Origin of the sequence: Streptomyces sp. HUAS TT7, from assembly GCF_051550175.1 — a bacterium.
In the GTDB taxonomy this organism is placed as follows: domain Bacteria; phylum Actinomycetota; class Actinomycetes; order Streptomycetales; family Streptomycetaceae; genus Streptomyces.
This window is the reverse complement of the sequence record NZ_CP196175.1, coordinates 3,096,447-3,121,175: the sequence shown is the minus strand read 5'-3', so window position 1 is coordinate 3,121,175 and position 24,729 is coordinate 3,096,447. Positions and strand designations below refer to the sequence as shown.

Sequence of the window (24,729 nt, the reverse complement as noted above, 5' to 3'; positions counted from 1 at the left end):
GGGCCGGGGAAACCGGGCCGCACGTGCTACTGCTTCACGAAGATCGAGTTCGGGTTGATCGTTCCGTAGACCTGGTTGTAGGTGATGCCGCCGAGGCCGGAACCGTACAGGTTGAAGTACTTGTCGAACATGAACGGAATCTGCGACGCGTCGGTCTGGAGCGCGTACTCGGAGAGCTGCTCCCAGGCGGCCGCCTGCTTGGGCAGGTCCGTGATCTGGTTGATGCGGTCGATCTCGGAGTTGATCTTCGGGTCGTTCAGGAACGAGTAGTTGTTGGTGCCGTCCATGAGGTTGCGCCCGTCCAGGGTGGGCGGCACGACCGTCGACCCGTTGGGCCAGTCCGCGCCCCAGCTCGCGCGGTACATGTCGTACGGCGTGTTCACCTTGCCGACCACCGTGTAGTACGAGGTCGTGTCGATCGCCTTGCGGTCGACCTGGAAGCCGGCCTTCTCAAGGGCCTTCTGGATGGTCAGCGTGACGGTGTCCCACTTCGGGGTGTTCGCGTAGGCCAGCGAGATCTTGTACGGGGTGGTGACGCCGGCCTCCTTCAGGAGCTGGAGTGACTTCTCGGGGTCGCCCATGGGCTTGGCGAGCTTGCCGAACGGGTCGGACTTCTTGTAGCCGGACACCGTCGGGCTGAGCAGCGAGGTGCCGAGGTCGCCCTGTGCGCCGCCGCCCATGGCCTGCTGGACCTGCTGCAGCGGGAAGGCGTACTGGAGCGCCTGGCGCACCTTCGGGTTGGTGATCCGCTTGGTGTTGAGGTTGAACACCTCGACGTAGGGCTGGTACTCGTTCACCGTCCGGCTCTTGTACTGCGGGTCCGACGTCAGCGTCTGCATCTTCGAGGGGTCCGCCGACTGCGCCATGTTGATGGCGTACTTGTCGGTGCCGGTGTCCGCGGCGAGCCGGTTGGTGAGCCCCGGCTCCTGGATGCCGAGCTGGAACTCCCACTTGTCGGGGTAGGCGTTGCGGATCGGGTCGGTCTTCGGGTCCCAGTTGGTGTTGCGCACGAAGGACAGCGACTTGCCCGGCTGATAGCTCGCGATCTTGTACGGGCCGGTGGAGACCGGGTGGTTGTTGTACTTCTGCTTGTCGTCCTTGGCCTTGGGGACCGGCGAGATATTGGGCATCGCCATCGCATACGGGGTGTCCGCGTGCGGCTGGAGGAAGTGGAAGACGATCGTCTTGTCGTCGGGCGTCGAGATCAGCGAGTCCGGGATCTCCTTGCCGTCGTAGGGGCCGGCGTACTGCTTGCGGTAGTCGGGGCCGTAGATCCACTTCTGGACGTACTGCGGTCCCTGTGTCTCGTAGTCGGCGAAGAGCCGCTCGATGCCGTACTTGATGTCCTTGGTGGTGACCGGCGTGCCGTCCTCGAACTTCAGCCCGTCCTTGAGGGTGTACGTCCAGGTCTTCGACCCGTCGGAGGGGGTGCCGGTGTCGGTGGCGAGGTCGCCGACGACGATCGTCTTGCCGGTCTTCGGGTCGATCTTGTAGCCGGTCAGCGAGCGGTTGTAGAGCAGCTGCACCGACAGCTGGTCGCTCACGTACTGCTGGCCCGGGTCCAGGTAGTCGAAGCCGGCCTGGTCGAGGCTGTAGGCGGTGCCGCCGGACTTCGCGCCGTCGACCGCGACGGCCGGACCGGTGGAGTCGGCCTTGGTGCCCACGCCGAAGTTCTGCACCGAGGCCTGCTTGCCCGTGCCCGGGCTCTTGCCGCCGTCGCTCGCCCCGCCGCTGCTGCACGCGGCTGTCAGCGCCAGTGCCCCCACCGCGAACACCGCGGAAACCTGGCGCGCCTTGTCTATTCTCATGAGTTCCTGCCTGTCAGGATGATCGGCTTCAGCGCACGGTCTTGGGGTCGAGAGCGTCCCGGACCGAATCCCCGAGCAGGTTGAACGCGACGACGAAGACGACCATCGCGATGCCGGGGAAGAACATGAAGGTGAGATCGGAGTCGTAGTACGTGGCTCCGGACTGGAAGAGCAGGCCCCAGTCGGGAGTCGGGCTGTGGACCCCGACGCCGAGATAGGAGAGCCCCGCCTCGGCGGTGACGTTGACCGGGAGCAGCAGGGTCGCCTGCACGAGCACGGTCGACCAGATGTTGGGCAGCAGCTCCTTGCGGATGATCCGCCACCCCGAGGCACCGCTGAGCCGGGCCGCCTCGATGAACTCGCGCTCGCGCAGCGAGAGCACCTGGGCCCGGATGAGTCGGCCGATCGTCATCCAGCCGAGGACCAGCTGCACCAGGATCAGCGCCACCACCCGCACGTAGGCGGGCTCCTCCTCGGTGGGCGAGACGAACAGGGCCACGATCACCGGGGTGAACGCGATGAAGAACAGCTGCTGCGGGAAGGACAGCATGAGGTCCGAGAACCGGCCGAGGAAGTAGTCGGTCCGGCCGCCCAGATACCCCTGCACCAGGCCGATGAGGACGCCGATGATCACCGCGACCGTGGTGACCGCGAGGGCGATGAGCAGCGAGGTGCGGATGCCGTAGATCAAAAGCGTGAACACGTCGCGGCCGAGCTTCGGTTCGAGGCCGAACCAGAAGTCGCCGTCGATCCCGCCGTTGGGCTTGAGCGGAATGCCGTAGCTGTTCAGCAGCCCGCGGTCCTGCCCGTACAGCTGGTAGGGATCTTTTCCGTACAGCTTGGAGATGAGGGGAGCGGCCACGGCGACCAGGATGAATCCGAGCACCGTAAAGGCACACAGGATTCCGACCTTGTCGCGTTTGAACCGGATCCATGCGAGACGCCCGGGTGAGCGCCCGACAAGTTCGCCTGTCTTTGCTTCGATACCGTCGACCGGGCCGGGGGCCCCACCCTCTCCGGGAAGTGGATCGGATGGCTCCATGGCAGCTCTTGTGGAACTCGACATTTCGCATTGCCCTCCGCGCAGGAAGGATTCAGCGGCGCTGTTGCGTCATTTGTTGACCGGAACATTCATGCGTGCGGCGGTGCGAGTCAAGAGGTTGGTACAGGCCGAGGTGAACTCATCGCTTTACTTGGCGCAAGATTTCATTCTTCGGTGCGGCCGCGTGCTTGACAGGCTCCCGGCTTATCCGGAATCTCATGCTAAATGCCCATCAATTTCCGTAACGCGGGGGCAACATGCCGGTCGCGGCGCCGATATACGGACATGGCACGGTGAGCACCGTACGGCCGTGCGGGTGCCGTGGGCCGGCCGGGCCGCTTCCTGCGGTCCGGCCGACCGTCACTCGGGCTGCTCGGGTCTACTGGAGCCCCAACGAGCGGCGCAGGAAGTCGACTTGGAGCAGCAGCAGGTTCTCCGCGACCTGCTCCTGCGGGGTCATGTGCGTCACGCCCGTGAGCGGGAGCACCTCATGGGGGTGGCCCGCCGCCAGGAGCGCGGAGGACAGCCGCAGGGAGTGGGCCACCACCACGTTGTCGTCCGCCATGCCGTGGATGACCATCAGCGGGCGGGCCGGGCTCGGATGCTGCGTCAACTCACCTTCGTAGACAAGGGAGTTGGCGGTGTAGACGGCCGCGTTCTGTGCGGGGTCGCCCAGGTACCGCTCCGTGTAGTGCGTGTCGTACAGCTCCCAGTCCGTCACCGGCGCCCCGGCGATGCCCGCGTGGAACACATCGGGCCGCCGCAGCACGGCGAGCGCGGACAGATAGCCGCCGAAGGACCAGCCCCGCATCGCCACCCGGCCGAGGTCCAGGGGATGGGCGCCCGCCAGGCCGTGCAGCGCCTCGATCTGGTCGTCGAGGACGAGGGTGAAGTCGTTCTTGACCGCCTTCTCCCAGGCGGGGGAGCGGCCGGGGGTGCCGCGGCCGTCGGCGACGACCACCGCGAAGCCCTGGTCGGCGAACCACTGCGAGGCGAGGTGCGCATTGTGCGCGGCCACCACCCGCTGTCCGTGCGGCCCGCCGTACGGATCCATGAGTACGGGCAGCGGTCCGTCGGATTCGCGGTAGTGGGACGGGAGCAGAACGGCGCACGGGATCCGCTGTGCGCCCCCTTCGGTCAGCCGGAGCCGCACCGAGAGGCCGGGAGTCGCGGCATACGAGACGATCTTGGCCAGTTCCTTGCCGTCCCGCAGCACCCTGACGTCCGTCCCGGGCCGGTCGGGCCGGGCGGAGCTGAGCACCGTGATCGCCCCGGAACGCACGGCCGAGTGGACTCCCGCGCCGTCCGAGACGCGTTCCGTACCCAGCTCATTGACCCGGTACACATGGATCTCGCCGATCTCGGGAGCACCGGCCGTCGCCGAAGGGGCCTTCACGCCCGCGGACGCGGAGATCAAAACATCGCTCTCGCCGATGTCGAGCACCGCCCTGACGTGCAACTGCCCGCCGGTCAGGGCCCGGTCGCCCACGGCCAGGACCCGCGCCCCGCCCTCGTCCGCGATGCGGACCAGGCGGCCGTCGGGAGCCCACGCGGGGACGCCCGGCAGGAGTTCGAGCCAGTCCGCGTCCTCGTCGACATGCACGGTGCGCGTGGCGCCCGACGAGGGGTCGACGGCGAGGTGGAGCTGGGTGCGCTGGTCCCGGGACTGGACGAGCAGCAGCGGCGCCCCGTCCGAGGACCAGTGGACCCGGGCGAGATAGGGGTGGCGGACCCGGTCCCAGACGACCTCGGTACGGGTGCCGTCAAGGGCGTACAGGAAGAGCCGCACCTCGGCGTTGGGCGTGCCGGCCGCCGGATAGGCGACCCGTACGGGCTCCTGGCCGGGGTTGGCCGGGTCGGCGATCCACCAGCGCCGCACCGGCGAGTCGTCCGCGCGGGCGACCAGGAGGCGGTCCGATTCGGGGCTCCACCAGTGGCCGCGCGAGCGGGACATCTCCTCCGCGGCGATGAACTCCGCGAGCCCGTACGTCACTTCGGGCGACTCGGGCTCGGCGAGCGCCCGGTCGCCCTCGCCCTCGGCTCCCACGACCCGCAGCGCGCCCCGCGCCACATAGGCCACATGGCGCCCGTCGGGGGAGGGGCGGGGGTCGAGCACCGGGCCCGGCACGGGCAGTTCGCGGGCGGTGCCGGCGCGCAGCTCGGCGGTGAAAAGCCGCCCGGACAGCGCGAAGGCGGCGAGCTCGACAGCCGCGTCGGTGGCATAGCCGACGATTCCGGCCGAACCCTCCCTGCTGCGCTCGCGCCGCGCCCGCTCCTGCGGCGAGAGCCGCTCGCCCTGACCGCCGAGCAGCGCGCCGGGGTCCGCCGCGATCCGCTCCGTACCGCCGCGCACCAGGTCGAGCACCCAGAGCCGGTTGCTGCGATCGGTGCCGGACGGCGAGCGAAGGAAGACGATCCGCTCGCCGTCCGGCGACACGGTGAAGGCGCGGGGCGCACCGAGCGTGAAGCGCTGGGTCCGTGCTGAGTGCCGGGGGAACGAGAGCTGCCCGGGGTCCTCTGGGTGCCTGGATGCGGTGGTCGTCATGAGGGGAACCTAGCCGCCCTCGGTGCGGCCCGCCCAGGTGCGAGCCGCGTGCGCCCCATGTGCGCCCGTGCCCCGATCAATGCGTTCCCACGGAAAGTTATGATCCGTAGCGCTCAGTGGGTATGAACCTGCTGGCTGTATGCGCGCTGCTGGGTCCGTCCGACCACCGGAACAGATGGAGGTGAACCGCCGTGGCACTCTCGATTTCGGCGGTGGTGCTGCTGGCGATCGTCGTCTTCCTGCTGGTCCGGAAATCCGGGCTCAAGGCCGGACACGCGGCGGTCTGCATGCTGCTCGGCTTCTATCTGGCGAGTTCGTCCATCGCCCCCACCATCAGCCAAGTGACCAGCAACGTGGCGGGAATGATCGGCGGGATCAAGTTCTAGGGCCTGTCCTGAACCCCGGCGGCGGGGGCACGGCACGGCCCGGCCTCGTAGGCTGGGCCCATGTCGGAACTCCCCGCCCGCCGTCTTCTCCTGGTGCACGCGCACCCGGACGACGAGTCGATCAACAACGGCGCCACCATGGCCAAGTACGCCGCCGATGGCGTGCACGTCACGCTGGTGACCTGCACGCTCGGCGAGGAGGGCGAGGTCATCCCGCCGGAGCTCGCCCATCTCGCGCCCGACCAGGAGGGCGGCCTCGGCGCCCACCGGATCGGCGAACTCGCCGCCGCGATGAAGGAACTGGGCGTCACCGACCACCGTTTCCTCGGCGGCCCGGGCCGCTTCCACGACTCCGGAATGATGGGTGTCGAGCAGAACCACCGTGCGGACGCGTTCTGGAACACCGACGTGGACGAGGCGGCCGCGTACCTCGTAGAGGTGATCCGCTCCGTGCGCCCGCAGGTCCTCGTCACCTACGACCCCGACGGCGGCTACGGGCACCCCGACCACATCCAGGCGCACCGGGTCGCGATGCGCGCCGCCGAACTCGCCGCCGAGTCCGGCTACCGCCGCGACCTGGGCGAGCCGCACACCGTCGCGAAGATCTACTGGAACCGGGTGCCCCGCCCGGTCGCCGAGGCCGCCTTCGCCGAGCTGCGCGCCGCGAACACGGACTTCCCCGGCATCGCCGCCATCGGCGACGTACCGGGTGTCGTGGACGAGCCGGACATCACGGCCGAGATCGACGGCACTGCGTTCGCCGCGGCCAAGGCCGCCGCGATGCGCGCCCACGAGACCCAGATCGCCGTTCAGGGGCCCTATTTCGCGCTCTCCAACGACCTGGGCCAGCCGATCTTCACCACCGAGTACTACCAATTGGCGGCGGGCGTCCCGGGAGTTCCGGCCGGTCAGCGCGAACGCGACCTGTTTGAAGGTGTGGGCAAGTGAGTAAACGTACCGCCATGGATGAAACGAGGACGGGCGGCGGCGCCGCGCGCATCGCGCTGTACCTGCTGCTCGTCGTGCTCGGCGCGCTCGTCGGCGTCGCCGGGGCGCTCGTGCAGACGGCCTGGTTCCCGGGCGGCCTCGCGCTGTCCCTCGCCGGGGCCGTCGGGCTCTTCTACTCGGGTACGCAACTCATGGGCGGCCGGGGCGGAGTGGGGGCGCCCGCGGCCGGCTGGCTGGTCGCCGTCATCCTGCTGACCGCCTCGCGCCCCGAGGGTGACTTCGTGTTCGGCGCCGGAGCGGGGTCGTACGTCTTCCTGCTCGGCGGGATGGTTGCAGCTGTGATCTGCGCCACGATCGGTGGATTCGCGCAACCCGGCGGCCAGGCCGCCCGACTTGGCAAGTGACGTGCGCAGTCGCGACGACGCAGTAGAAGGTGACGGGGCGCGCCCTCTCCGGCCCGCCCCGTTCGGAACGACGGCGGCCAGTATGGTGGTGCGCGCCGCCGAGCCGCCCGTACAGAGGCACCACAAGAACGAGACCGGGTGGCGGAGCCAATCGGGAGAGAACCAGCCTTGAGTCGTGAAACTGACAGTTCGTCCTCCGGCCCCCAGGGGCGCGGCACAGCCGGGTACCCCTCGGGCACCCCGCCGTACGGAACCCCGTCGTCCGCGGGCCAGGGCGCTCCTGAAGCCGCTGCCGAGCCGGACGAGCCGAAGACCGAGACCACGCTGACGACGCGGATCCGGATCAACATCCCGGGCTCGCGGCCCATCCCGCCGGTCGTGGTGCGTACGCCGATGAGCGACACCGCCAAGCCCGCGGACGCGGAAGGCGTGAGCGAGCGCACCGGTTCGGTGCCGAGGCCCGAGGTGCCCGAGCCGGAGGCCGAGGAGCCGGTCGCCGAAGAGCGGCCCACCAGCAACTGGTTCGCCCCGCGCAAGTCCCCGGCGGCGTCCTCCTCTTCGGCGACCCCGCCGGCCGGCACGCCGAGGGCCGAACTTCCGTACTTCTCGGACGGTTCGGGCACCGGGGCGCCGGACACCGACGGATCCGGCCGCGTCGACGGCCCGGACGGGGTGCGCCCCGGCCCGCCGTCCGGCCCGACCACGGGGCCCGTCACCGGGAACGCCGCACTGCCCGTCCGGCCCGTCGCCAACCGCACCGGCATGGGCCAGGGTGCCGCGCCGAACCCCCGGACTCCCGAGAGCTCGGCCTTCGGCGTGGAATCCGGTCAACTCCCGGGCCCGCGGCCGGAGTTGGGCCGGGGCCTCGGTGAAGGCCCGGGGCCCGACCCGGGGTTCGGCGACGGCGTACGGCCCGGCCAGGACTTCGGCCGGAACCCGGCCCAGGGTCCCGGCGTGGGCGGCGCGGGTGGCAGCCACCCCTTCGCGCCCGGTGGCCAGAGCCCCGCTCCCGTGCTGTCCGACGACACGGCGGTGCTCACCCCGCAGGCCCCGGCGCCGAGCCCGCTCACGCACACCGTGGGCAACCCGCTCGCGAGCCCGGCCGTCAACCCGGCGGCGCCCGTGCCCGGCGGCCACGTCTCCGGCGACACCCTGACCAGCGGCATCCCGGTCGTCCCGCCGGAGCACCGGGGCGGCTCCTTCCCGCCCGGCCCCGGCGGCCCGAAGCTCACGCCGCCCCCGGCTCCCGACTTCGACGAGGCCGAGCCCCCGGCCCCGCCGCAGCGCACCAGCAAGCCCGCGGCGCCCGCGCCCGCCAAGAAGGGCCGCTCCAAGCTGGCCCTGCTCGGCGGCGGCCTGGTCGCCCTGGTCGGCGTGGCGTACGGCGCCGGTCTCGTCCTGAACCACTCCGAGGTCCCCAAGGGCACCACGGTGCTCGGCGTCGACATCGGCGGCGGCACCAAGGAGGCGGCCGTCTCCAAGCTCGACCAGACCCTCGGCAAGCGCGCCAACCAGCCGCTGAACCTCACGGTCGACGGCAAGCAGGCGCAGCTCAAGCCCGAGATCGCGGGGCTCTCGCTGGACAGCCAGGCAACCGTGCGGGCCGCGGCGGGCGCCGACTACAACCCGGTGTCCGTCATCGGCTCGCTCTTCGGCGGCAAACGGGTGGCCGAACCGGTGATCCCGGTCGACGAGGAGAAGCTCGGCGTCGCCCTGACCGACCTCGCCGGGGCCTCGGGCTCGTCGACCGAGGGCACGATCAAGTTCGTGCCGGGCAAGGCCGTCGCCGTGCCGGGCAAGGCGGGCAAGGCGCTCGACGTGAACCGCTCGATGATCTCGGTGAAGGACGCGTACCGGACGATGGTGCAGACCGGCAAGGCGGACCCGGTGTCGCTGCCGGTCGCGGTCCGCCAGCCCACCGTCAGCCAGACCGAGATCGACCGGGCGATGAAGGACTTCGCGCAGCCCGCGATGTCCGGGATCGTCACGATCAAGGCTGGCGGGAAGTCCCTCCCCTTCGGTCCCTCGAAGTCGCTCCCCAAGATCCTTTCGATGAAGGCGAACGGGGGGAAGCTGGTGGAGGTCTACGACAAGGCCGCGATCACCGAGCTCATCGGCTCCACGTTCAAGGGGATCATGGTCAACCAGGGTGGTCAGAAGCACGAGGTGTCCGCGGACGACGTGGCCAACGCGATGAAGACCGCACTTCTCGGCAAGACCCCGGCCGAGCGGACCGCCACGATCGATCTCAACCCGAGCTAGCGGATGCGGCCGGCCCCGCATGGTGCGAGGATCCGAGTGCGGGCCGTCCGTGGCAGGTCGTGCAGTTGTTGCCCGCGCCCCTTGTGAGGCACAGAACGCCCCCGTACCCCCGCGGTGCGGGGGCGGTGTCATGCCTGCACCCATGACATCCGTCATGCGGGAGTCACGACGCCCGGCACTGCCGCCGTGACCTGCGTCCGGGCGAATCTTGACCCATGACGCAGACAGCACCTCCCGCCGAGCGGACCGCACAGTCCGTGGTGAGCTTCGAGAACGTGAACAAGAGCTACGGCGACGTCCGTGCCGTAGCCGGCCTGTCGCTGCAGCTGCACCCCGGCGAGACGGTCGCCCTGCTCGGCCCCAACGGCGCCGGCAAGTCCTCCACCCTCGACCTGCTGCTCGGCCTGCGCAACGCCGACTCCGGCAGGGTCAGCCTCTTCGGGATGACGCCCTCGCAGGCCATCAACGCCGGCAAGGTCGGCGCGATGCTGCAGAGCGGCGGCCTGATGGAGGACGTGACCGTGCGCGAGCTGGTCAAGCTCGGCTGCGACCTGCACCCCAAGCCGTACCCGGTCGCCGAGGTCATGGACCGCGCCGGGATCACGCAGATAGCCGACCGCAAGGTCAACAAGCTCTCCGGCGGCCAGGAGCAGCGCGTCCGCTTCGCGCTCGCGACCGCCGGGGCCAACGATCTGATCGTCCTCGACGAGCCGACCACCGGCATGGACGTCACCGCCCGCCAGGCGTTCTGGGCGACCATGCGCGAGCAGGCGGCCCAGGGCCGTACGGTCCTGTTCGCCACGCACTACCTGGAAGAGGCCGACGCGATCGCCGACCGGGTGCTCGTGCTGCACAAGGGCAGGCTCCTCGCGGACGGCACCGCGGCCGAGATCAAGGCCAAGGCGGGCGCCCGCCGGGTCAGCTTCGACCTCGAAGGCACCATCGACGAGGCCGCCCTGCGCGGGCTCCCCTTCCTGTCCACCATCGACATCTCGGGCCGCACCGTCCGCATCCAGTCGCACGACGCCGACGCGACGATGCACGCGGTGTACGGGCTCGGCCTCTACCCGCGCAACCTCGAAGTCGCGGGTCTCGGCCTGGAGCAGGCCTTCGTCGCCATCACCTCGGCCGAGGAGGCCAACGCAGCATGAACACGCTCATCAAGCTCGAAATCACCCGCACCTTGCGGAACAAGAAGTTCATGTTCTTCTCGGTGATCTACCCCTCGGCGCTCTACCTGCTCTTCGCGGCCTCGCAGAACAGCACCGACAAGGTCAAGGGCACCGACCTCACCTTCCCTGCCCTGTACATGGTCTCGATGGCCTCCTTCGGCGCGATCACCGCCGTCCTCATGGGCAACAGCGAGAAGATCGCCAAGGAGCGCGAGAAGGGCTGGGTGCGCCAGCTGCGCCTGACCACCCTGCCGGGCCGCGGCTACGTCCTCGCGAAGATCGCCAGCGCGGCCGTCGTGACCCTGCCCTGCATCGTGGTCGTCTTCCTCGTCGCGGCCGCCGTCAAGGGCGTGCGCTTCGAGGCCTGGCAGTGGGGCGCGCTGACCGTCGCCATCTGGGCCGGTTCGCTCTGCTTCGCGGCCCTCGGCGTGGCGATCGGCTACATCGCCAGCGGTGACGCGGTCCGCCCGATCACGATGATCATCTACTTCGGCATGTCGATCCTGGGCGGCCTGTGGATGCCCAGCACCGTCTTCCCGCAGTGGCTGCAGAACATCGCGGAGTGGCTGCCCACCCACGCGTACGCTGCCCTTGGACAGGCCATCGAGCTGGGCGACGCCCCGCACGGCAAGGACCTCGCCATCCTCGTCTTCTACTTCCTGCTCTTCGCGGGCGGCGCGGCATGGCTGTACCGGAAGGACACCCTGAAGGCGTGAGTCCCCTGAACCAGGGCCACAAGGAGCCGGCGGTGCGGATCGGGCTGAGCCCCGAGACGCGCCGCCAGATGTGGCAGAAGCTGATGTGGGTCGGCATCTGGCTGGCCTTCATGGGCGCCCCGATCGGCGACCTGCTCGACGGCAACCACACCACTTTGCCGACCGTGCTCGGCTGGCTGGGCCTGGCCACCTTCGTGACGGTCTACCTGGCCCTGGTCCTGCGCCACACCGCCCGCCCCCTGGCCCACACGACGGTCTACAGCCTCCTGGCCTTCCTGGCCGCGCTGGCCGTCGTCCTCTCCCTGGCCCTCGGCTCGTCCTGGCTCGTGCTCTTCGTGTACGTGTCCGTCTCCTGCGGGGCGACCCTGCCGATCACGCTCGCCACCTGGTCGATCCTGGTCACGACCGCCACGATGGCCGTGATCGGGACACGTGCCACCCACGTCGGCGACGTGGTGCCGGGTCTGGTCATCCCCGCGATCCTGGGCGGCTTCGCCATGACGGGCGTACGCCATCTGATCCGTACGTCGGTGGAACTGCGCGAGGCGCGGGCCACCGTGGCCCAACTGGCCGCCAACGAGGAGCGGTTGAGGATGGCGCGCGATCTGCACGACCTGCTCGGCCACTCCCTGTCCCTCATCACGCTCAAGAGCGAGCTGGCCGGGCGGATGCTGCCCGGCCACCCCGGCCAGGCGGCCCAGCAGGTGGCCGACATCGAGCAGGTGAGCCGGCAGGCCCTCGTCGACGTACGGGCCGCCGTGAGCGGCTACCGCAGGGCGACCCTGCCCGCCGAACTGGCGGGCGCCCGCACCGCGTTGAGCGCGGCGGGCATCGAGGCGGACGTGCCGACGAAGGTGCCCGAGGGCCTGCCCGCCGCCGAGGAGGAGGTGCTCGCCTGGGTGCTGCGCGAGGCCGCCACCAACGTCGTACGCCACAGCGGCGCCCGGCACTGCACGGTCACCATCGGCGAACGCCAGACGCTGGACGGCCGGTTCCTCGAACTGCGCGTCCAGGACGACGGCAAGCCCGGCCCCGGCGCGCCGTCCCCGGTCCCGGGCAACGGCCTGACCGGCCTCGCAGAACGGCTGGAGAAGGTGTCCGGAGTCCTGGAGACGGAACCCGGCCGCAAGGGCTTCACGCTGACCGCCCGGATCCCCCTGATTCCGGACTCGTCCACGACCCCTCTAGTATCCGGATCATGATCCGACTCCTCCTGGCCGAAGACCAGTCCATGGTCCGCGAGGCCCTCGCCGCGCTGCTAGGCCTGGAGCCGGACATGGAGGTGGTGGCGCAGGCCGCCCGGGGCGACGAGGTGCTCGCGGCGGCCCGCGAGCACACGGTGGACGTGGCCCTGCTCGACATCGAGATGCCGGGCATGACGGGCATCGAGGCGGCGGCGCAGCTGCACCGCGCGCTGCCGGACGTGAAGATCGTCATCCTGACCACCTTCGGACGGCCCGGCTACCTGCGCAGCGCCATGGAATCGGGCGCGGACGCCTTCCTCGTGAAGGACGCCCCGGCGGCTCAACTGGCAACGGCGGTACGGAAGGTGCTCGACGGCGAGCGGGTCATCGACCCGACGCTCGCGGCCGCCGCCCTCGCCGAGGGGGCGAACCCCCTGACCGACCGCGAGCGCGACGTGCTGCGGGCCGCGCAGGACGGCGCGACCAACGCCGAACTCGCCGCCGCCCTCTGCCTCTCGCAGGGCACGGTCCGCAACTACCTCTCCATGGCCATCCAGAAACTGGCGGCCCGCAACCGCGCGGAGGCCGTCCGCATGGCGCGCGAGAAGGGCTGGCTGTAACCGGGCGGCTCAGGCCTCGAAGTCGTCGAGGACGAGCTCGGCGACGGCCTCCTCCTCGTAGCCCTCGATGGGGCCGAGGTAGCGCGCCAGGCCGGGGTGCTCGGCGCAGAAGGTGACGTACGCGGTGACGGTGTCCTCGTAGAACCCGCCGGTGGACAGCGAGACGTACCCCTTGACGCCCGCGTCCCCGAAGTGTTCGCGGGCGCCGGTCAGGGCGATCCGGGCATAGGCGAGGCACCTGCGCAGCAGGGCGCACTCCCGCTCGGGACCTGATGCGGGCAGGCCCTCGTCGCTCATCCCGCGCCCGTTGACGGCGTACTCCTCCTGTACGGCGTCGACGTACGTCCCGTGGGCCGTGTCGACCAGCGCCGTGAGCAGCCGGGCGCCGCTGGGGCTCGTCGTCCACCCCTGGCGTACGACGTCGCGGAAGGGCGCCGGGACGTCGTCGTCGCCGAGCCCGGAGACATCGGTGCGGGCCAGGAGCCCGGCCATGGCCGTGTTGGTCTGCATGCGCCAGCCCGTCCCGCGTCGGGGGTGAAGATCCGCCGCCCCCATCGTGCACCGTGCGGCCCCCCGGGATCCACGACCCGGGGGCCCAGGCTCTCAGCAGCTGACCAGCAGCAGGGTCAGGGCCGAGCAGATGTGGACCGCCGAGTTGTTGCCCGGGTCCGGGTCGGCGGGGGCCAGATCGACCAGGGCGGCCGTGACCGGGAGGCTGCCGCTCGCCAGGAGGCCGGCGTGCAGCGTCAGCTTCTTCGAGACGGTGGCGCCGGACGGGATCGGGCCGAGCGCGCAGACGGCGGTCCGGTTGGTCTTGTCGAGCGTGCAGCCGGACGCGGAGGGCGCCGTGAACCCGGCCGGATAGCTGAACCACACCCGGGCGGCGCTGACGGCCGAGGGCCCGGTGTTGGTGACGTTCGCGGTGAACGTGGCCGCGTTGATGCCGAGCCCCTTGGGGGAGACGTCCAGGGTCACGGAGAGGTCGGCCTGCGCGGGGTCGGCGCCGGCCGGGGCGGCGAGTCCGAGGGTGGCGAGGAGGGGGAGGAGCAGGGCGGGGTCGAGGCGGGCGGCCATGGGTCTGAGACGGGACACGGGGACTCCTGGCGAGGTCGGGGTGACAGTGCTGTGCCGTCCTCAACAGGCCATCGGGGACGCCTGGTTGAGGGTGCGTCAACAGATTGTGACCGCTGGTCGCCGTTCCGGCAGGGTTTTCCGGCGGGGCGCGGGGATTGGCCGGATGTGGCGGGTTCAGCCCCCGGGCCGCCCGGTGCCGGGCCCCATGACGACACCCCGTCCCGCGTAGAACCGGTCGAGGTCGGCCCACCCGACATGGACGAACTCCTGAGAGCGGCGGCCCTGGAATCCGGACGGATTGTGAAAGACGAGGGCGTCCTCGGTCACCCCCACCGCCAGGACCAGATGGCCGCCCCGGCGCTCCGGGGCCGGTGCGAGCTCGCGGATCGAGGGGTGGACGGACAGCATCGACAGGTGCCCGGATGCGAGGAGCTGCGGCAGCTCGGCCATCGGCAGATGCGGCCGGGCGGCCGCCTTCAGCCCCCATCGCTCGCGGGCGTACGCGGCGAACGGGGCGTAGATCAGTCCGTCAAGCCCGTCGCCCCGGCGGACGTACGCCCCCGCCGCGAGGCATTCCTCGGCGAGGTCCATCGGCGTCGGCGCCGAGCCCTGCCAGTACTCCAGCGCCATCCGCAGGCAGGCCATCCCGCAGAGCCGCCAGGACCACCACGCGTACTCCTCGGGAGTCCGGGCCCCGTACTTCCGCCACAACGGATCCTGGGCCGCGTCGAGGGCTCCCGCGACGATCCCCTCCACGAGCTCGGGGGAGGCCCATTGGGAGTGGTAGGGGACGGGGTGGACGGTGCGGGGGTGGTGGTCGCTCATGGGGGGACTTTAGGGGGGCGGCTCGGCGGGTGCGCTGGGGCTCCGCCCCAGACCCCGATGGCCCCACCCCGCCCCTCCCCGAAACCCGCCGGGGGTGAGATGTCCGGGTGCGGCCCGGTCGTCGTTCCTGGGGCTCCGCCCCAGGCCCCGTTCGCGCCCGAAAGGCGCTCGTCCTCAATTTCCCCCAAGGCCTTAAGGGCCAGGGGGGACCCCATGACGGGCTGAAGATGCCGGTGCTGACCAGGGCCAGTGCTGCTAGGGGCGCGGGGAACTGCGCAATCGGCCGCAGTGGGGTGGGCCCGCACCCAAGTAAACCCACCCCGCAGCGCGAGCTAATTGAGCATGGCCCGGGCCGCCCGAGCCCGGCGCCGGACCGATTCCGCCGTGGCCGGCTCCACCGGCTCCACCACGTCCGCGTACCGGTCGAGCTCGGCCGCCCCGGCGAGGAAGTCTCCGCGCTGCACGAGAAGCTGGGCCCGCTCGAAGCGCAGGCGGGCCGGGTGGGAGGGGAGCAGCAGGGAGAGCTCCACTGCCCACAGGGCGACGTCGCTGCGCTCCGGACGCGCCGAGGCCCACGCGCGGATGTTGTTCAGGATGCGCAGGATGACGTCCAGCGGGGCGGCCGGGCTGAGCATGGACTCGTCCAAGGGCGCGCCCGTCGCACCGGCCACCAGGAGCTCCGTATCCGCGCCGGTCAGGAGCCGGCCCCCGTCGAACGGGTCGGCGAGGACCCGGTCCCGGGGCGGGCCGAACCCGACCACGAAGTGGCCGGGCAGCGCGACCCCGTACACCGGCGCCCCGGCCCGCCGGGCCACCTCCATCCAGACCACCGAGAGCAGGATGGGCAAGCCCCGCCGGCGCCGCAGCACCTCGTGCAGCAGGGACGACTCCAGGCGCTGGTAGTCGGGCGGGCTGCCGTGGAAGCCGCAGGTGGCGCCGAGGAGTTCGGCCGTCGCCAGGGCCCAGGGGCGGGAGCCGGTGATGCCGTAGGGGAGCAGCCCGGCGAGCCGGTCCAGCTCGATCTGGGCGGCGTCGATGCCCCGTTGGCCGAGCGCGGGGTCGGCGACCGCGCCGAGCAGGAGGCAGAGCGTCACCACGTCGGGACGTTCCGAGCGGGCCTCCTCGGCGAACTCCCGCCGCCAGTCGGTGACTTCCGGATTCATGTCAGCCTCGTACCCGGTCAGCGAGATCGGAAGTGGTGGTAGCTGTGGTGCGTCGCGAAACCCTGGCCCTCGTAGAGCGCGCGGGCGGCGTCGTTGTCGGCCTCCACCTGGAGCCAGGCGGCCGATGCGCCCTCGTCCAGGGCGCGGCGGGCCAGCGCGGTCATGACGGCCGTCGCGAGGCCCTGGCGGCGCAGTGCCGGGTCCACCTCGACCGCCATGAAGCCCGCCCAGCGCCCGTCCACCACGCACCGCCCGATCGCCGCGGGCGCCGCCCCGTCGCCGGGTACCGAGGCGAACCACACCGAGGGGCCGCTGTTCAGGACCTTCAGGACGTGTTCGCCGGGAGTCACCGACCGCTGGTAGCGGCTCAGCCACGCCTCGTCGACCGTGCGCTCAAGGCGCACCCGGGACACGTCCGCGTCCAGGTCGGCGATCGGCGCGAGGGCCGCGATCCGCACCTCGGCGCTCACCTCCCGCTCCCAGCCCGCCTGTTCAAGATCCGTGCAGAGCCGCTCCTGGGTGCCCGCGGCGCCCGTGGCGGTCTGGATGTAGGCGGGAAGACCGCGGGCCGCGTACCAGTCGCGTACGCGGTCGAGAGCGTCGGGCAGGGGGAGGCCAGGGTCGCCCAGCGGCAGCACCGAGTTCGCCCGGCGGGTGAAGCCGGCCGCGGCCCGCAGCGTCCACGCGCCGAGCCGCTCGCTCTCCACGGGCTGCCAGGCGCGCGCCAGGACCGGCGCGAGCTCCTCGAACGAGGCGGCGGGACCGCGGCGGCGGGCCGGGGCTGCGGGAACGACCTTGCCCGCCACCAGCGTGGACTCCTCGATGCGCACCGTCTCACCGCTCTTTCGTGTGATCGACAACACACCGTTGTCCCATGATGTGAGTACGCCGACCGTGTCCGTGAACAGGGAGCCTGGAGTTCCGCTGGGGTCCAGACGCCGGACTGATACGCGTTTGCCCGTATCGGCAGCCGTAATTCGGACCTCAAGCCGTCCGCCGGTGGTGAATTCCACAGGTCTCTCCGCCCCTCCTGTTCGGATCGTGCTCCGAACCGGAGATACTAGGTGTGGGCATCGACGACGCCGCGCTCCCGCGCGCCACGTGGACGGAGCCGCAGATCGGCCCGCCGCGCCCTACCGAGGAGGAACGACAGCGTGACCTACGTCATCGCGCAGCCTTGTGTCGACGTCAAGGACAAGGCGTGTATCGAAGAGTGCCCGGTCGACTGCATCTACGAGGGCTCCCGGTCCTTGTACATCCACCCGGATGAATGCGTCGACTGTGGCGCCTGCGAGCCGGTGTGCCCGGTCGAGGCGATCTTCTACGAGGACGACACCCCGGACGAGTGGAAGGACTACTACAAGGCGAACGTCGAGTTCTTCGACGAGCTCGGCTCGCCCGGTGGCGCCTCCAAGCTCGGCCTGATCGAGCGGGACCACCCCTTCATCGCAGCGCTGCCGCCGCAGAACGGCTGAGCACGCTTCCCCGGTCCCCGTACGGCTCAGCTGCCGTGCGGGGCCGCGGTGTTTCCCGGCCCGGCCGCCCGCCGCACCGTACGTACGAGAAAGTGAGCCCCTTTCGTGAGCGCAGTCTCCTCGCGCCTTCCCGTCTTCCCCTGGGACAAGCTGGAGCCGTACAAGGCGACGGCCGCGGCCCACCCGGACGGCATCGTGGACCTCTCCGTCGGCACGCCCGTGGACCCGGTCCCCGAGCTCGTGCAGCAGGCCCTGACCGGGGCCGCGAACTCGCCGGGCTATCCGACGGTGTGGGGCACGCCCGCGCTGCGGGACGCGATCAAGGGGTGGCTGGAGAAGCGCCTCGGCGCGCGCTCCGTCGAGCACGCCAACATCCTGCCGGTGGTCGGCTCCAAGGAACTGGTGGCCTGGCTGCCCACCCAGCTCGGCCTCGGCGCCGGCGACCAGGTGGCCTACCCCCGGCTCGCGTACCCGACGTACGAGGTTGGTGCGCGCCTGTGCGGCGCGGAGCCCGTCGTCTACGACGACCCCACCCGGCTCGACCCCGCCAACCTGAAGCTGCTCTGGCTCAACTCGCCGTCCAACCCGACCGGCCGGGTCCTCGCCAAGGACGAGCTCGTACGCATCGTGGCGTGGGCCCGCGAGCACGGCGTGCTGATCTTCTCGGACGAGTGCTACCTGGAGCTGGGCTGGGAGGCGGAGCCCGTCTCGGTGCTGCACCCGGACGTGTGCGGGGGCAGCCATGACGGCATCGTGGCCGTCCACTCGCTGTCCAAGCGCTCCAACCTGGCCGGCTACCGGGCCGCGTTCATCGCCGGTGACGCGGCCGTCCTGGGCGAGCTGCTCCAGATCCGCAAGCACGGCGGCATGATGACCGCCGCGCCCGTGCAGGCGGCCACCGTCGCGGCCCTGGGCGACGACGCGCACGTACAGGAGCAGCGGGCGCGGTACGCGGCGCGGCGGGCGGCGCTGCGCGAGGCCCTGGTCAAGCACGGCTTCCGCATCGAGCACAGCGAGGCCAGCCTGTACCTGTGGGCGACCCGCGACGAGGGCTGCTGGGAGACGGTGGCCCACCTCGCCGAGCTCGGCATCCTGGTGGCGCCCGGGGACTTCTACGGCGAGGCGGGCGAGCGGTTCGTACGGGTCGCGTTCACGGCGACCGACGAGCGCGTCGAGGCGGCCGTGAAGCGGCTCGGGCAGTAGCCCGTACGTACGCACACGAAGGGGCCCGGGGAGTTCGCACTCCCCGGGCCCCTTCGCATCACCTGACGCTTGCGGCTCAGCCGCCGATCGGCAGGCCCTTCAGCGGGAGCTGCTCGGCGCCCGGCAGGCCCGGGGTGGGCACGCCCTGGGGGGTGGGCAGGCCGCCCTGGGTGGCGGTCTGGGTGGCCGAGCCGAGGATCTCGCCCGCGCTGCCCGCCGCGTCACCGGCCGCCTTCTGCGCGGCCGGGGTGGCCACCTTGCCCGCCGACCCGACCGTCTTGCCCGCCATCGGCACGGCCTTCTTGACGGTGGCGGCGCCGGTGTCGCCGGCCAGGCCGGTGGCCTTCTGGGCCACCCCGTCGACGGTGTTGCTGACCGAGCTGGGGTCCATCTGGGTCAGGCCGCCGAGGTTGGGCGCGGCCTGGGGGAGTTCCACGGCGCTTGCGGAGCCGGCCGCACCGACCACGGGCGCTGCACCTGCCGCGATGAGCAGCGCGGCGCGGGCGATCCGACGGGTCAGGGGGAGGGACATGATGCTCCTTCAGACGGTTGGAAATGTGTGACTGTCCGGCGTTCGGACGCAGTGACAACCGTCGTGAGGGGAGGAGAGGTTGCGGTGACCCAGGGTAAAGAGTTCGTAATGCGTCGCATTATCTACTCCGGATAAAAACGGGCAAATGAATCACCGCCCAGATCCCTGACGAACCATCAGATCCCTTTGACCCCAAGGGAATTGACGATTCTTCGGATCGCCGTACGGACGCGGGTGCGAAAGGCCACGCCGGGGATGGCGGGGTACTTCGGACGAGTGCCTTGCCGAACGGACTGCCGGTTACGGTGCGAGGGTGATCCGTACCTCTTGCGTACCGTCGCCCGGGGAACCGGCGGCGGAACCCTGCCCGGCCGAGGCGGGGACCGTCGCGGAGGCGGGGGCCTTGGACCAGCCGTCGGCCGAGTCGTCCGCGCTCCAGGTGCGGCCCGCGTAGGAGACCTGCGCGATGTGCAGCGAGGAGGCCTGGGCGACCGCCCAGTGCGCCAGCGCCCAGCCGCGCTGCACCCGGTCGGTGCCCGCCGCGGCCGTGCCCTCGGTGACGCGCACCGGCACCGTGACGTCGTGGCCCGCGCCGGCCGGCTGCCCGTCCGGAACGGTTCCCTCGCCGAACGCCTTCGTCAGCCCGGCACGCACCTGCGCGGGGTCGCCCGGCCGCGCGTTCTTGGCGACCGTGCAGGTCAGCGACGCGGACTCGCGGCCGGTCAGCGCGGCCGTGAGGACCGCCGCGTCCGGCTCGTGCTTCGCGTACGCCTGCGGGTAGGCGCTGCGCTGCACCTTCTGCGCGGCCACGGTCAGCGGCAGCCGCGAGTAGCCGGGGACCTCGGCGAGGTGCTTGTAGAACTTCCCGGCCGAGTAGACCGGGTCCATGATCTGCTCGGCGTTGCCCCAGCCCTGCGAGGGCCGCTGCTGGAACAGGCCGAGCGAGTCCCGGTCGCCGTGGTTCAGATTGCGCAGGCCCGACTCCTGCATCGCGGTGGCAAGGGCGATCGTCACCGCCCGCTCCGGCATCCCGTGCGAGATGCCGACGGCCGAGATCGTGGCCGCGTTCTCCGCCTGCTCGGGGCTCATCTCGAACGTGGCCCCCTGCCCGTCACCCGTCCCCGCCACGCATCTGGGCGCGCCCGGACCTCCGCTCACGTACTGCACCACCAGATATCCGGCGATCGCGAGCAGGACCACGAGGGCCGCTCCGACACGGAGGAGGCGGCCGCGTCGGGAGGGGCGCGGGAGGTTGTTGGGCTCGGACACGGTGCCCACCGTACTGGAGCGCGAAGAGAGCCTCAGCGGGGGAGCTAGGGTCGGATCCATGGCCGATACCACCCTGGATCTCACCGCGGACGCGCCCACGCTGACCGCCCAGCTCGTCGACTTCGCCTCCGTGAGCGGCGAGGAGAAGCCCCTCGCGGACGCCATCGAGCGCGAGCTGCGCAAGCTGGCGCACCTCACCGTCGACCGGCACGGCAACAACATCGTGGCGCGCACGAACCTGGGCCGGGCCGAGCGGATCATCCTGGCCGGGCACATCGACACCGTGCCGATCGCCGACAACGTGCCCTCCCGCCTCGACGAGGACGGCGTGCTGTGGGGCTGCGGGACGAGCGACATGAAGTCGGGCGTGGCGGTGCAGCTGCGCATCGCGCAGACGGTGACCGCACCCAACCGGGACCTGACCTTCGTGTTCTACGACAACGAAGAGGTCGCGGCCCACCTCAACGGCCTCGGCAAGGTCGCCGAGGCCCACCCCGAGTGGCTCCAGGGCGACTTCGCGGTGCTGCTCGAACCCTCCGACACCGAGGTCGAGGGCGGCTGCCAGGGCACGCTGCGGGTCCTCCTGAAGACCCGCGGCGAGCGTGCCCACTCCGCGCGCAGCTGGATGGGCTCCAACGCCATCCACAAGGTCGCGCCCATCCTCGCGAAGCTGGCCGCCTACGAGCCGCGCCGCCCGGTGATCGACGGCCTGGAATACCACGAGGGCCTCAACGCGGTACGCATCGAGGGCGGCGTCGCCGGCAATGTGATCCCGGACGAGTGCACGGTCGTCGTCAACTACCGGTACGCGCCCGACATCACGGGTGAGCAGGCCGTCGCCCACGTCCGCGAGGTCTTCGCGGACTGCGACATCGCCGAGTTCGTCGTCGACGACCACTCGGGGGCCGCGCTGCCCGGGCTCTCGCACCCGGCGGCGGCCGCCTTCATGGCGGCGGTCGGCGGCACCGCACGCCCCAAGTTCGGCTGGACCGACGTCTCGCGCTTCGGCGGCCTCGGCGTGCCCGCCGTCAACTACGGGCCCGGCGACGCGCTCCTGGCCCACAAGCGCAACGAACACGTCGTCGTGGACCGGATCACGCGGTGCGAGCAGCGGCTGTACGCCTGGCTGACCGGCTGAGCCTTCTTCATGAGGGCTCGGATGAAGTCCTGAGGGGCTCGCTCCGGGCGGGCGAGCCTTTCTTTCAGGGCTTTCAAGACTTTCAAGGCTTCGGTAGGAGTGTGGCCTGCCTGAATTTCGCCATTCGTAACGTTCGCCGACCTACCCTGGCTGAGCACGCGCAACATCGTCAGCGGAGGGAGCACGGCATGGCCAACCCCGAGGGAAGCCCGTTTCCGGCGGAGCAGCGGCTGGAACAGCGGCTCGGACCAGTGCTGCGCCGCCGCGATCAGGTTCAGCCCGGCACCACGGACCAGCGCCTCCTCGACACCGAGGGCGACTCCCAGTGGGTGCACACCGACCCCTGGCGGGTCATGCGCATCCAGTCCGAGTTCGTCGAAGGCTTCGGCGCACTCGCCGAACTGCCCAGCGCCATCAGCGTGTTCGGCTCGGCCCGCACACCGGCCGGATCGCCCGAGTACGAGGCGGGCGTGCGGATCGGGCGGGCCCTGGTCGACGCGGGCTTCGCCGTGATCACCGGCGGCGGGCCCGGTGCGATGGAGGCCGCGAACCGGGGCGCGCGGGAGGCCAACGGCATCTCCGTCGGCCTCGGCATCGAGCTCCCCTTCGAGCAGGGGCTCAACCCGCACGTCGACATCGGGATCAACTTCCGCTACTTCTTCGTGCGCAAGACGATGTTCGTCAAGTACGCGCAGGGCTTCGTCGTGCTGCCGGGCGGACTCGGCACCCTGGACGAGCTGTTCGAGGCCCTCACCCTGGTCCAGACCCGCAAGGTCACCCGCTTCCCGATCGTGCTGTTCGGCACGGAGTACTGGGGCGGGCTCGTGGACTGGCTGCGGAACACCGTGGTCGGCCAGGGCAAGGCCTCCGCGGGCGACCTCCTGCTGTTCCACGTCACCGACGACGTGGACGAGGCGGTCGCCCTGGTCACCAAGGAGACGGGACGCTAGGCGCGCCCTAGGCCAGCCCCCGCCGGGCCACCGCCGGGGCGCGGTGGCCCGCGATGGAGGCCACCATGTCCAGGACCTGGCGGGTCTCCGCCACCTCGTGGACGCGGTAGACCCGGGCACCCAGCCACGCGGACACCGCCGTCGTCGCCAGCGTCCCGATCAACCGCTCCTTCACCGGCCGGTCCAGCGTCTCGCCCACGAAGTCCTTGTTGGACAGCGAGACCAGGACCGGCCACCCGGTGTCGGTCATCTCCTGGAGGCGCCGCGTCGCCTCCAGGCTGTGCCGGGTGTTCTTCCCGAAGTCGTGACCGGGGTCGATCATGATCCCGTCGGGCCGCACGCCCAGCTCCACGGCCCGCTCGGCCAGGCCCACGGTGACCCGCAGGATGTCCGCCACCACGTCGTCGTAGGCGATCCGGTGCGGCCGGGTGCGCGGCTCCACACCGCCCGCGTGGGTGCACACGAGCCCCGCCCCGTAGCGCGCCGCGACCTCGGCGAGCTTGGGGTCGACGCCGCCCCACGCGTCGTTCAGGACGTCCGCGCCGGCCTCGCAGACCGCCGCGCCCACGTCGTGCCGCCAGGTGTCCACGCTGATGACGACGTCGGGGAACCGCCTGCGCACCTCGGCCACGAAGCCGACCGTGCGCCGCGCCTCCTCCTCGGGCGTGACCTCGTCGCCGGGGCCCGCCTTCACCCCGCCGATGTCGATGATGGCCGCGCCCTCGGCCACCGCCTGCTCCACGCGGGCGAGCGCGGGCTCGTCGCGGAAGGTCGCGCCCTGGTCGTAGAAGGAGTCGGGGGTCCGGTTCACGATGGCCATGATCACCGGTTCGTACGCGGCGAACTCGCGTCGTCCCAGCCGCAGCGTGCCGCGGTCCGTTCCGCTGTGCATCCCCTGTGTCCTTTGCTGTGGTCCGGGCCGTTGTCCGCCTGCGACCCTAACTGTCAGTGCCGCATGGCACGATCGGACCCGAACAGTTTCCGGCGTCGGGAAGAGGCTCGCTCGTGTTCTGGTTCTTGCTGATCGCGATGGTCGTCGTGGTCGCCGCAGTGACCCTCGCCGTGGTGGGCGGAGGTGGCGACGACGGCGCGGTGCTGCCCGACACCGAGCCGGAGCATCTGGTGGATCCGCTGCCCGAGCACCGCCCCGTGGCCCGGGCCGACGTGGAGGCGCTGCGCATCCCGGTGGTGCTGCGGGGCTACCGGATGGCGGACGTCGACGACGTGCTGAGCAGGCTGGGCGCGGAGCTCGCCGAGCGGGACGCCCGGATCGCCGAGCTCCAGACCACGCTCGAAGGCAGCCGGAAGCGCCTCGTGGCCGGCGGCCAGGGCCCCGCGGCACAAGACCTCGCGACTCCGGACCTCGCGACACAGGACCCCGCGACCGGGCCGTCCGACGAGGAGCCCCGGCGATGAGCGGCGCGATCCCCGGACCCGACGGCCGGCTGCGCTGCCCCTGGGGGCTCTCCGCCGAGGAATATGTGGCGTACCACGACACCGAGTGGGGCCGCCCGGTGCACGGCGACGACGCGCTGTACGAACGGCTCTGCCTGGAGGCCTTCCAGTCGGGGCTCTCCTGGATCACGATCCTGCGCCGCCGCGAGGGTTTCCGGAAGGCCTTCGCCGACTTCAGGATCGCGAAGGTGGCCGAGTTCACCGACGCCGACAAGGAGCGGCTGCTCGGCGACGCGGGCATCATCCGCAACCGCCTCAAGATCGAGGCGACGGTCGCCAACGCGCAGGCCCTCGCCGGCTGGTCGCCCGGCGAGCTCGACGCCCTCATCTGGTCGTACGCCCCGGACCCGGCGACCCGCCCGGCCCCGCGCACACTGTCCGAAGTCCCGGCCGTCACCGACGAGTCGACGGCCCTGTCCATGGCCCTGAAGAAGCGCGGCCTGCGCTTCATCGGCCCGACCACGGCGTACGCCCTGATGCAGGCGTGCGGCCTGGTCGACGACCACCTCGTGGACTGCGTGGCACGGGACGGCGCCTGAGCACCGCCCCGGACCGCCC

The 24,729-nt window shown here is 71.2% G+C and carries 25 protein-coding genes; 14 read left to right on the top strand and 11 right to left on the bottom strand.

Features of this window, described 5'->3' with window-relative positions; all coding sequences use genetic code 11:
- Positions 1 to 26 precede the first annotated feature (26 nt).
- The 3 genes from ACSHXC_RS13850 to ACSHXC_RS13840 all read right to left on the bottom strand — a co-directional run bounded on the left by ACSHXC_RS13850 (position 27) and on the right by ACSHXC_RS13840 (position 5,395).
- Entirely contained in the window at positions 27 to 1,808 is a 1,782-nt protein-coding gene (locus ACSHXC_RS13850; RefSeq protein ID WP_438291879.1) for an ABC transporter substrate-binding protein, read from the bottom strand.
- A gap of 28 nt (positions 1,809 to 1,836) precedes the next feature.
- Positions 1,837 to 2,874: an ABC transporter permease gene (locus ACSHXC_RS13845; RefSeq protein WP_438291878.1), complete on the bottom strand. Its 1,038-nt coding sequence runs from the start codon at positions 2,872 to 2,874 to the stop codon at positions 1,837 to 1,839.
- A 355-nt stretch (positions 2,875 to 3,229) separates the two neighbouring features.
- A complete protein-coding gene (locus tag ACSHXC_RS13840; protein ID WP_438291877.1) occupies positions 3,230 to 5,395 on the bottom strand; it encodes a prolyl oligopeptidase family serine peptidase in 2,166 nt (721 codons plus the stop codon).
- Positions 5,396 to 5,586: 191 nt separating this feature from the next.
- Here ACSHXC_RS13840 and ACSHXC_RS13835 point away from each other — a divergent pair, with 191 nt between their 5' ends.
- The 8 genes from ACSHXC_RS13835 to ACSHXC_RS13800 all read left to right on the top strand — a co-directional run bounded on the left by ACSHXC_RS13835 (position 5,587) and on the right by ACSHXC_RS13800 (position 13,087).
- Positions 5,587 to 5,781, top strand: coding sequence for a DUF2304 family protein (locus ACSHXC_RS13835; protein WP_053729969.1), 195 nt, complete (start codon positions 5,587 to 5,589; stop codon positions 5,779 to 5,781).
- Between the two features lie 60 nt (positions 5,782 to 5,841).
- Positions 5,842 to 6,729 (top strand): N-acetyl-1-D-myo-inositol-2-amino-2-deoxy-alpha-D-glucopyranoside deacetylase, encoded by an 888-nt coding sequence (gene mshB / locus ACSHXC_RS13830; RefSeq protein WP_438291876.1) that lies wholly within the window; start codon positions 5,842 to 5,844, stop codon positions 6,727 to 6,729.
- 14 nt (positions 6,730 to 6,743) lie between these two features.
- Positions 6,744 to 7,133, top strand: coding sequence for a DUF6113 family protein (locus tag ACSHXC_RS13825; RefSeq protein ID WP_438291875.1), 390 nt, complete (start codon positions 6,744 to 6,746; stop codon positions 7,131 to 7,133).
- 168 nt (positions 7,134 to 7,301) lie between these two features.
- On the top strand, positions 7,302 to 9,395 hold the full coding sequence (locus ACSHXC_RS13820) for a hypothetical protein (RefSeq protein WP_438291874.1): 2,094 nt from the start codon (positions 7,302 to 7,304) through the stop codon (positions 9,393 to 9,395).
- Between the two features lie 215 nt (positions 9,396 to 9,610).
- Entirely contained in the window at positions 9,611 to 10,546 is a 936-nt protein-coding gene (locus ACSHXC_RS13815; RefSeq protein WP_438291872.1) for an ABC transporter ATP-binding protein, read from the top strand.
- Positions 10,543 to 11,283, top strand: coding sequence for an ABC transporter permease (locus tag ACSHXC_RS13810; RefSeq protein WP_438291870.1), 741 nt, complete (start codon positions 10,543 to 10,545; stop codon positions 11,281 to 11,283). The genes ACSHXC_RS13815 and ACSHXC_RS13810 overlap by 4 nt, the downstream gene beginning before the upstream one ends.
- A 68-nt stretch (positions 11,284 to 11,351) precedes the next feature.
- The gene (locus tag ACSHXC_RS13805; RefSeq protein ID WP_438296566.1) at positions 11,352 to 12,485 is read left to right on the top strand and encodes a sensor histidine kinase; all 1,134 of its coding nucleotides are present in this window, start codon (positions 11,352 to 11,354) and stop codon (positions 12,483 to 12,485) included.
- Positions 12,482 to 13,087 (top strand): response regulator transcription factor, encoded by a 606-nt coding sequence (locus tag ACSHXC_RS13800; protein WP_438291869.1) that lies wholly within the window; start codon positions 12,482 to 12,484, stop codon positions 13,085 to 13,087. The genes ACSHXC_RS13805 and ACSHXC_RS13800 overlap by 4 nt, the downstream gene beginning before the upstream one ends.
- Positions 13,088 to 13,096: 9 nt before the next feature.
- Here ACSHXC_RS13800 and ACSHXC_RS13795 read toward each other — a convergent pair whose 3' ends face one another.
- The 5 genes from ACSHXC_RS13795 to ACSHXC_RS13775 all read right to left on the bottom strand — a co-directional run bounded on the left by ACSHXC_RS13795 (position 13,097) and on the right by ACSHXC_RS13775 (position 17,162).
- Positions 13,097 to 13,597: a hypothetical protein gene (locus ACSHXC_RS13795; protein ID WP_438291868.1), complete on the bottom strand. Its 501-nt coding sequence runs from the start codon at positions 13,595 to 13,597 to the stop codon at positions 13,097 to 13,099.
- 93 nt (positions 13,598 to 13,690) lie between these two features.
- Positions 13,691 to 14,179 carry a hypothetical protein gene (locus tag ACSHXC_RS13790; protein ID WP_438291867.1) on the bottom strand — a complete coding sequence of 163 codons (489 nt, stop codon included), beginning with the start codon at positions 14,177 to 14,179 and terminating at the stop codon, positions 13,691 to 13,693.
- Positions 14,180 to 14,335: 156 nt separating this feature from the next.
- Positions 14,336 to 14,986 carry a C39 family peptidase gene (locus tag ACSHXC_RS13785; RefSeq protein ID WP_438291866.1) on the bottom strand — a complete coding sequence of 217 codons (651 nt, stop codon included), beginning with the start codon at positions 14,984 to 14,986 and terminating at the stop codon, positions 14,336 to 14,338.
- 332 nt (positions 14,987 to 15,318) lie between these two features.
- Positions 15,319 to 16,149: a transglutaminase family protein gene (locus ACSHXC_RS13780; protein WP_438291865.1), complete on the bottom strand. Its 831-nt coding sequence runs from the start codon at positions 16,147 to 16,149 to the stop codon at positions 15,319 to 15,321.
- Positions 16,150 to 16,166: 17 nt separating this feature from the next.
- Entirely contained in the window at positions 16,167 to 17,162 is a 996-nt protein-coding gene (locus ACSHXC_RS13775) for a GNAT family N-acetyltransferase (RefSeq protein ID WP_438291863.1), read from the bottom strand.
- Between the two features lie 141 nt (positions 17,163 to 17,303).
- Here ACSHXC_RS13775 and fdxA point away from each other — a divergent pair, with 141 nt between their 5' ends.
- Both fdxA and dapC read left to right on the top strand, forming a co-directional pair.
- Entirely contained in the window at positions 17,304 to 17,624 is a 321-nt protein-coding gene (fdxA, locus tag ACSHXC_RS13770) for a ferredoxin (RefSeq protein WP_018845645.1), read from the top strand.
- A 105-nt stretch (positions 17,625 to 17,729) separates the two neighbouring features.
- The gene (dapC, locus tag ACSHXC_RS13765; RefSeq protein ID WP_438291862.1) at positions 17,730 to 18,827 is read left to right on the top strand and encodes a succinyldiaminopimelate transaminase; all 1,098 of its coding nucleotides are present in this window, start codon (positions 17,730 to 17,732) and stop codon (positions 18,825 to 18,827) included.
- A gap of 76 nt (positions 18,828 to 18,903) precedes the next feature.
- On the opposite strand, the gene ACSHXC_RS13760 is transcribed toward dapC, so the two are convergent.
- Complete coding sequence (locus tag ACSHXC_RS13760; RefSeq protein WP_438291861.1) at positions 18,904 to 19,359, bottom strand: ATP-binding protein; 456 nt, start codon at positions 19,357 to 19,359, stop codon at positions 18,904 to 18,906.
- 300 nt (positions 19,360 to 19,659) lie between these two features.
- The gene (locus ACSHXC_RS13755) at positions 19,660 to 20,637 is read right to left on the bottom strand and encodes a hypothetical protein (protein ID WP_438296564.1); all 978 of its coding nucleotides are present in this window, start codon (positions 20,635 to 20,637) and stop codon (positions 19,660 to 19,662) included.
- Between the two features lie 49 nt (positions 20,638 to 20,686).
- Between ACSHXC_RS13755 and dapE the strand changes: the two genes are divergently transcribed.
- Entirely contained in the window at positions 20,687 to 21,766 is a 1,080-nt protein-coding gene (gene dapE / locus ACSHXC_RS13750; protein WP_438291860.1) for a succinyl-diaminopimelate desuccinylase, read from the top strand.
- Between the two features lie 188 nt (positions 21,767 to 21,954).
- Positions 21,955 to 22,716, top strand: coding sequence for a TIGR00730 family Rossman fold protein (locus ACSHXC_RS13745; RefSeq protein ID WP_438291859.1), 762 nt, complete (start codon positions 21,955 to 21,957; stop codon positions 22,714 to 22,716).
- A gap of 7 nt (positions 22,717 to 22,723) precedes the next feature.
- Here the strand turns inward: ACSHXC_RS13745 and folP are convergent, their stop codons facing one another.
- Entirely contained in the window at positions 22,724 to 23,608 is an 885-nt protein-coding gene (gene folP, locus ACSHXC_RS13740) for a dihydropteroate synthase (RefSeq protein ID WP_438291857.1), read from the bottom strand.
- 113 nt (positions 23,609 to 23,721) lie between these two features.
- On the opposite strand from folP, the gene ACSHXC_RS13735 reads away from it, so the two are divergent.
- Positions 23,722 to 24,132 carry a hypothetical protein gene (locus ACSHXC_RS13735; protein WP_438291855.1) on the top strand — a complete coding sequence of 137 codons (411 nt, stop codon included), beginning with the start codon at positions 23,722 to 23,724 and terminating at the stop codon, positions 24,130 to 24,132.
- A complete protein-coding gene (locus tag ACSHXC_RS13730; protein WP_438291854.1) occupies positions 24,129 to 24,710 on the top strand; it encodes a DNA-3-methyladenine glycosylase I in 582 nt (193 codons plus the stop codon). Before ACSHXC_RS13735 ends, ACSHXC_RS13730 begins: the two co-directional genes overlap by 4 nt.
- Positions 24,711 to 24,729 lie beyond the last annotated feature (19 nt).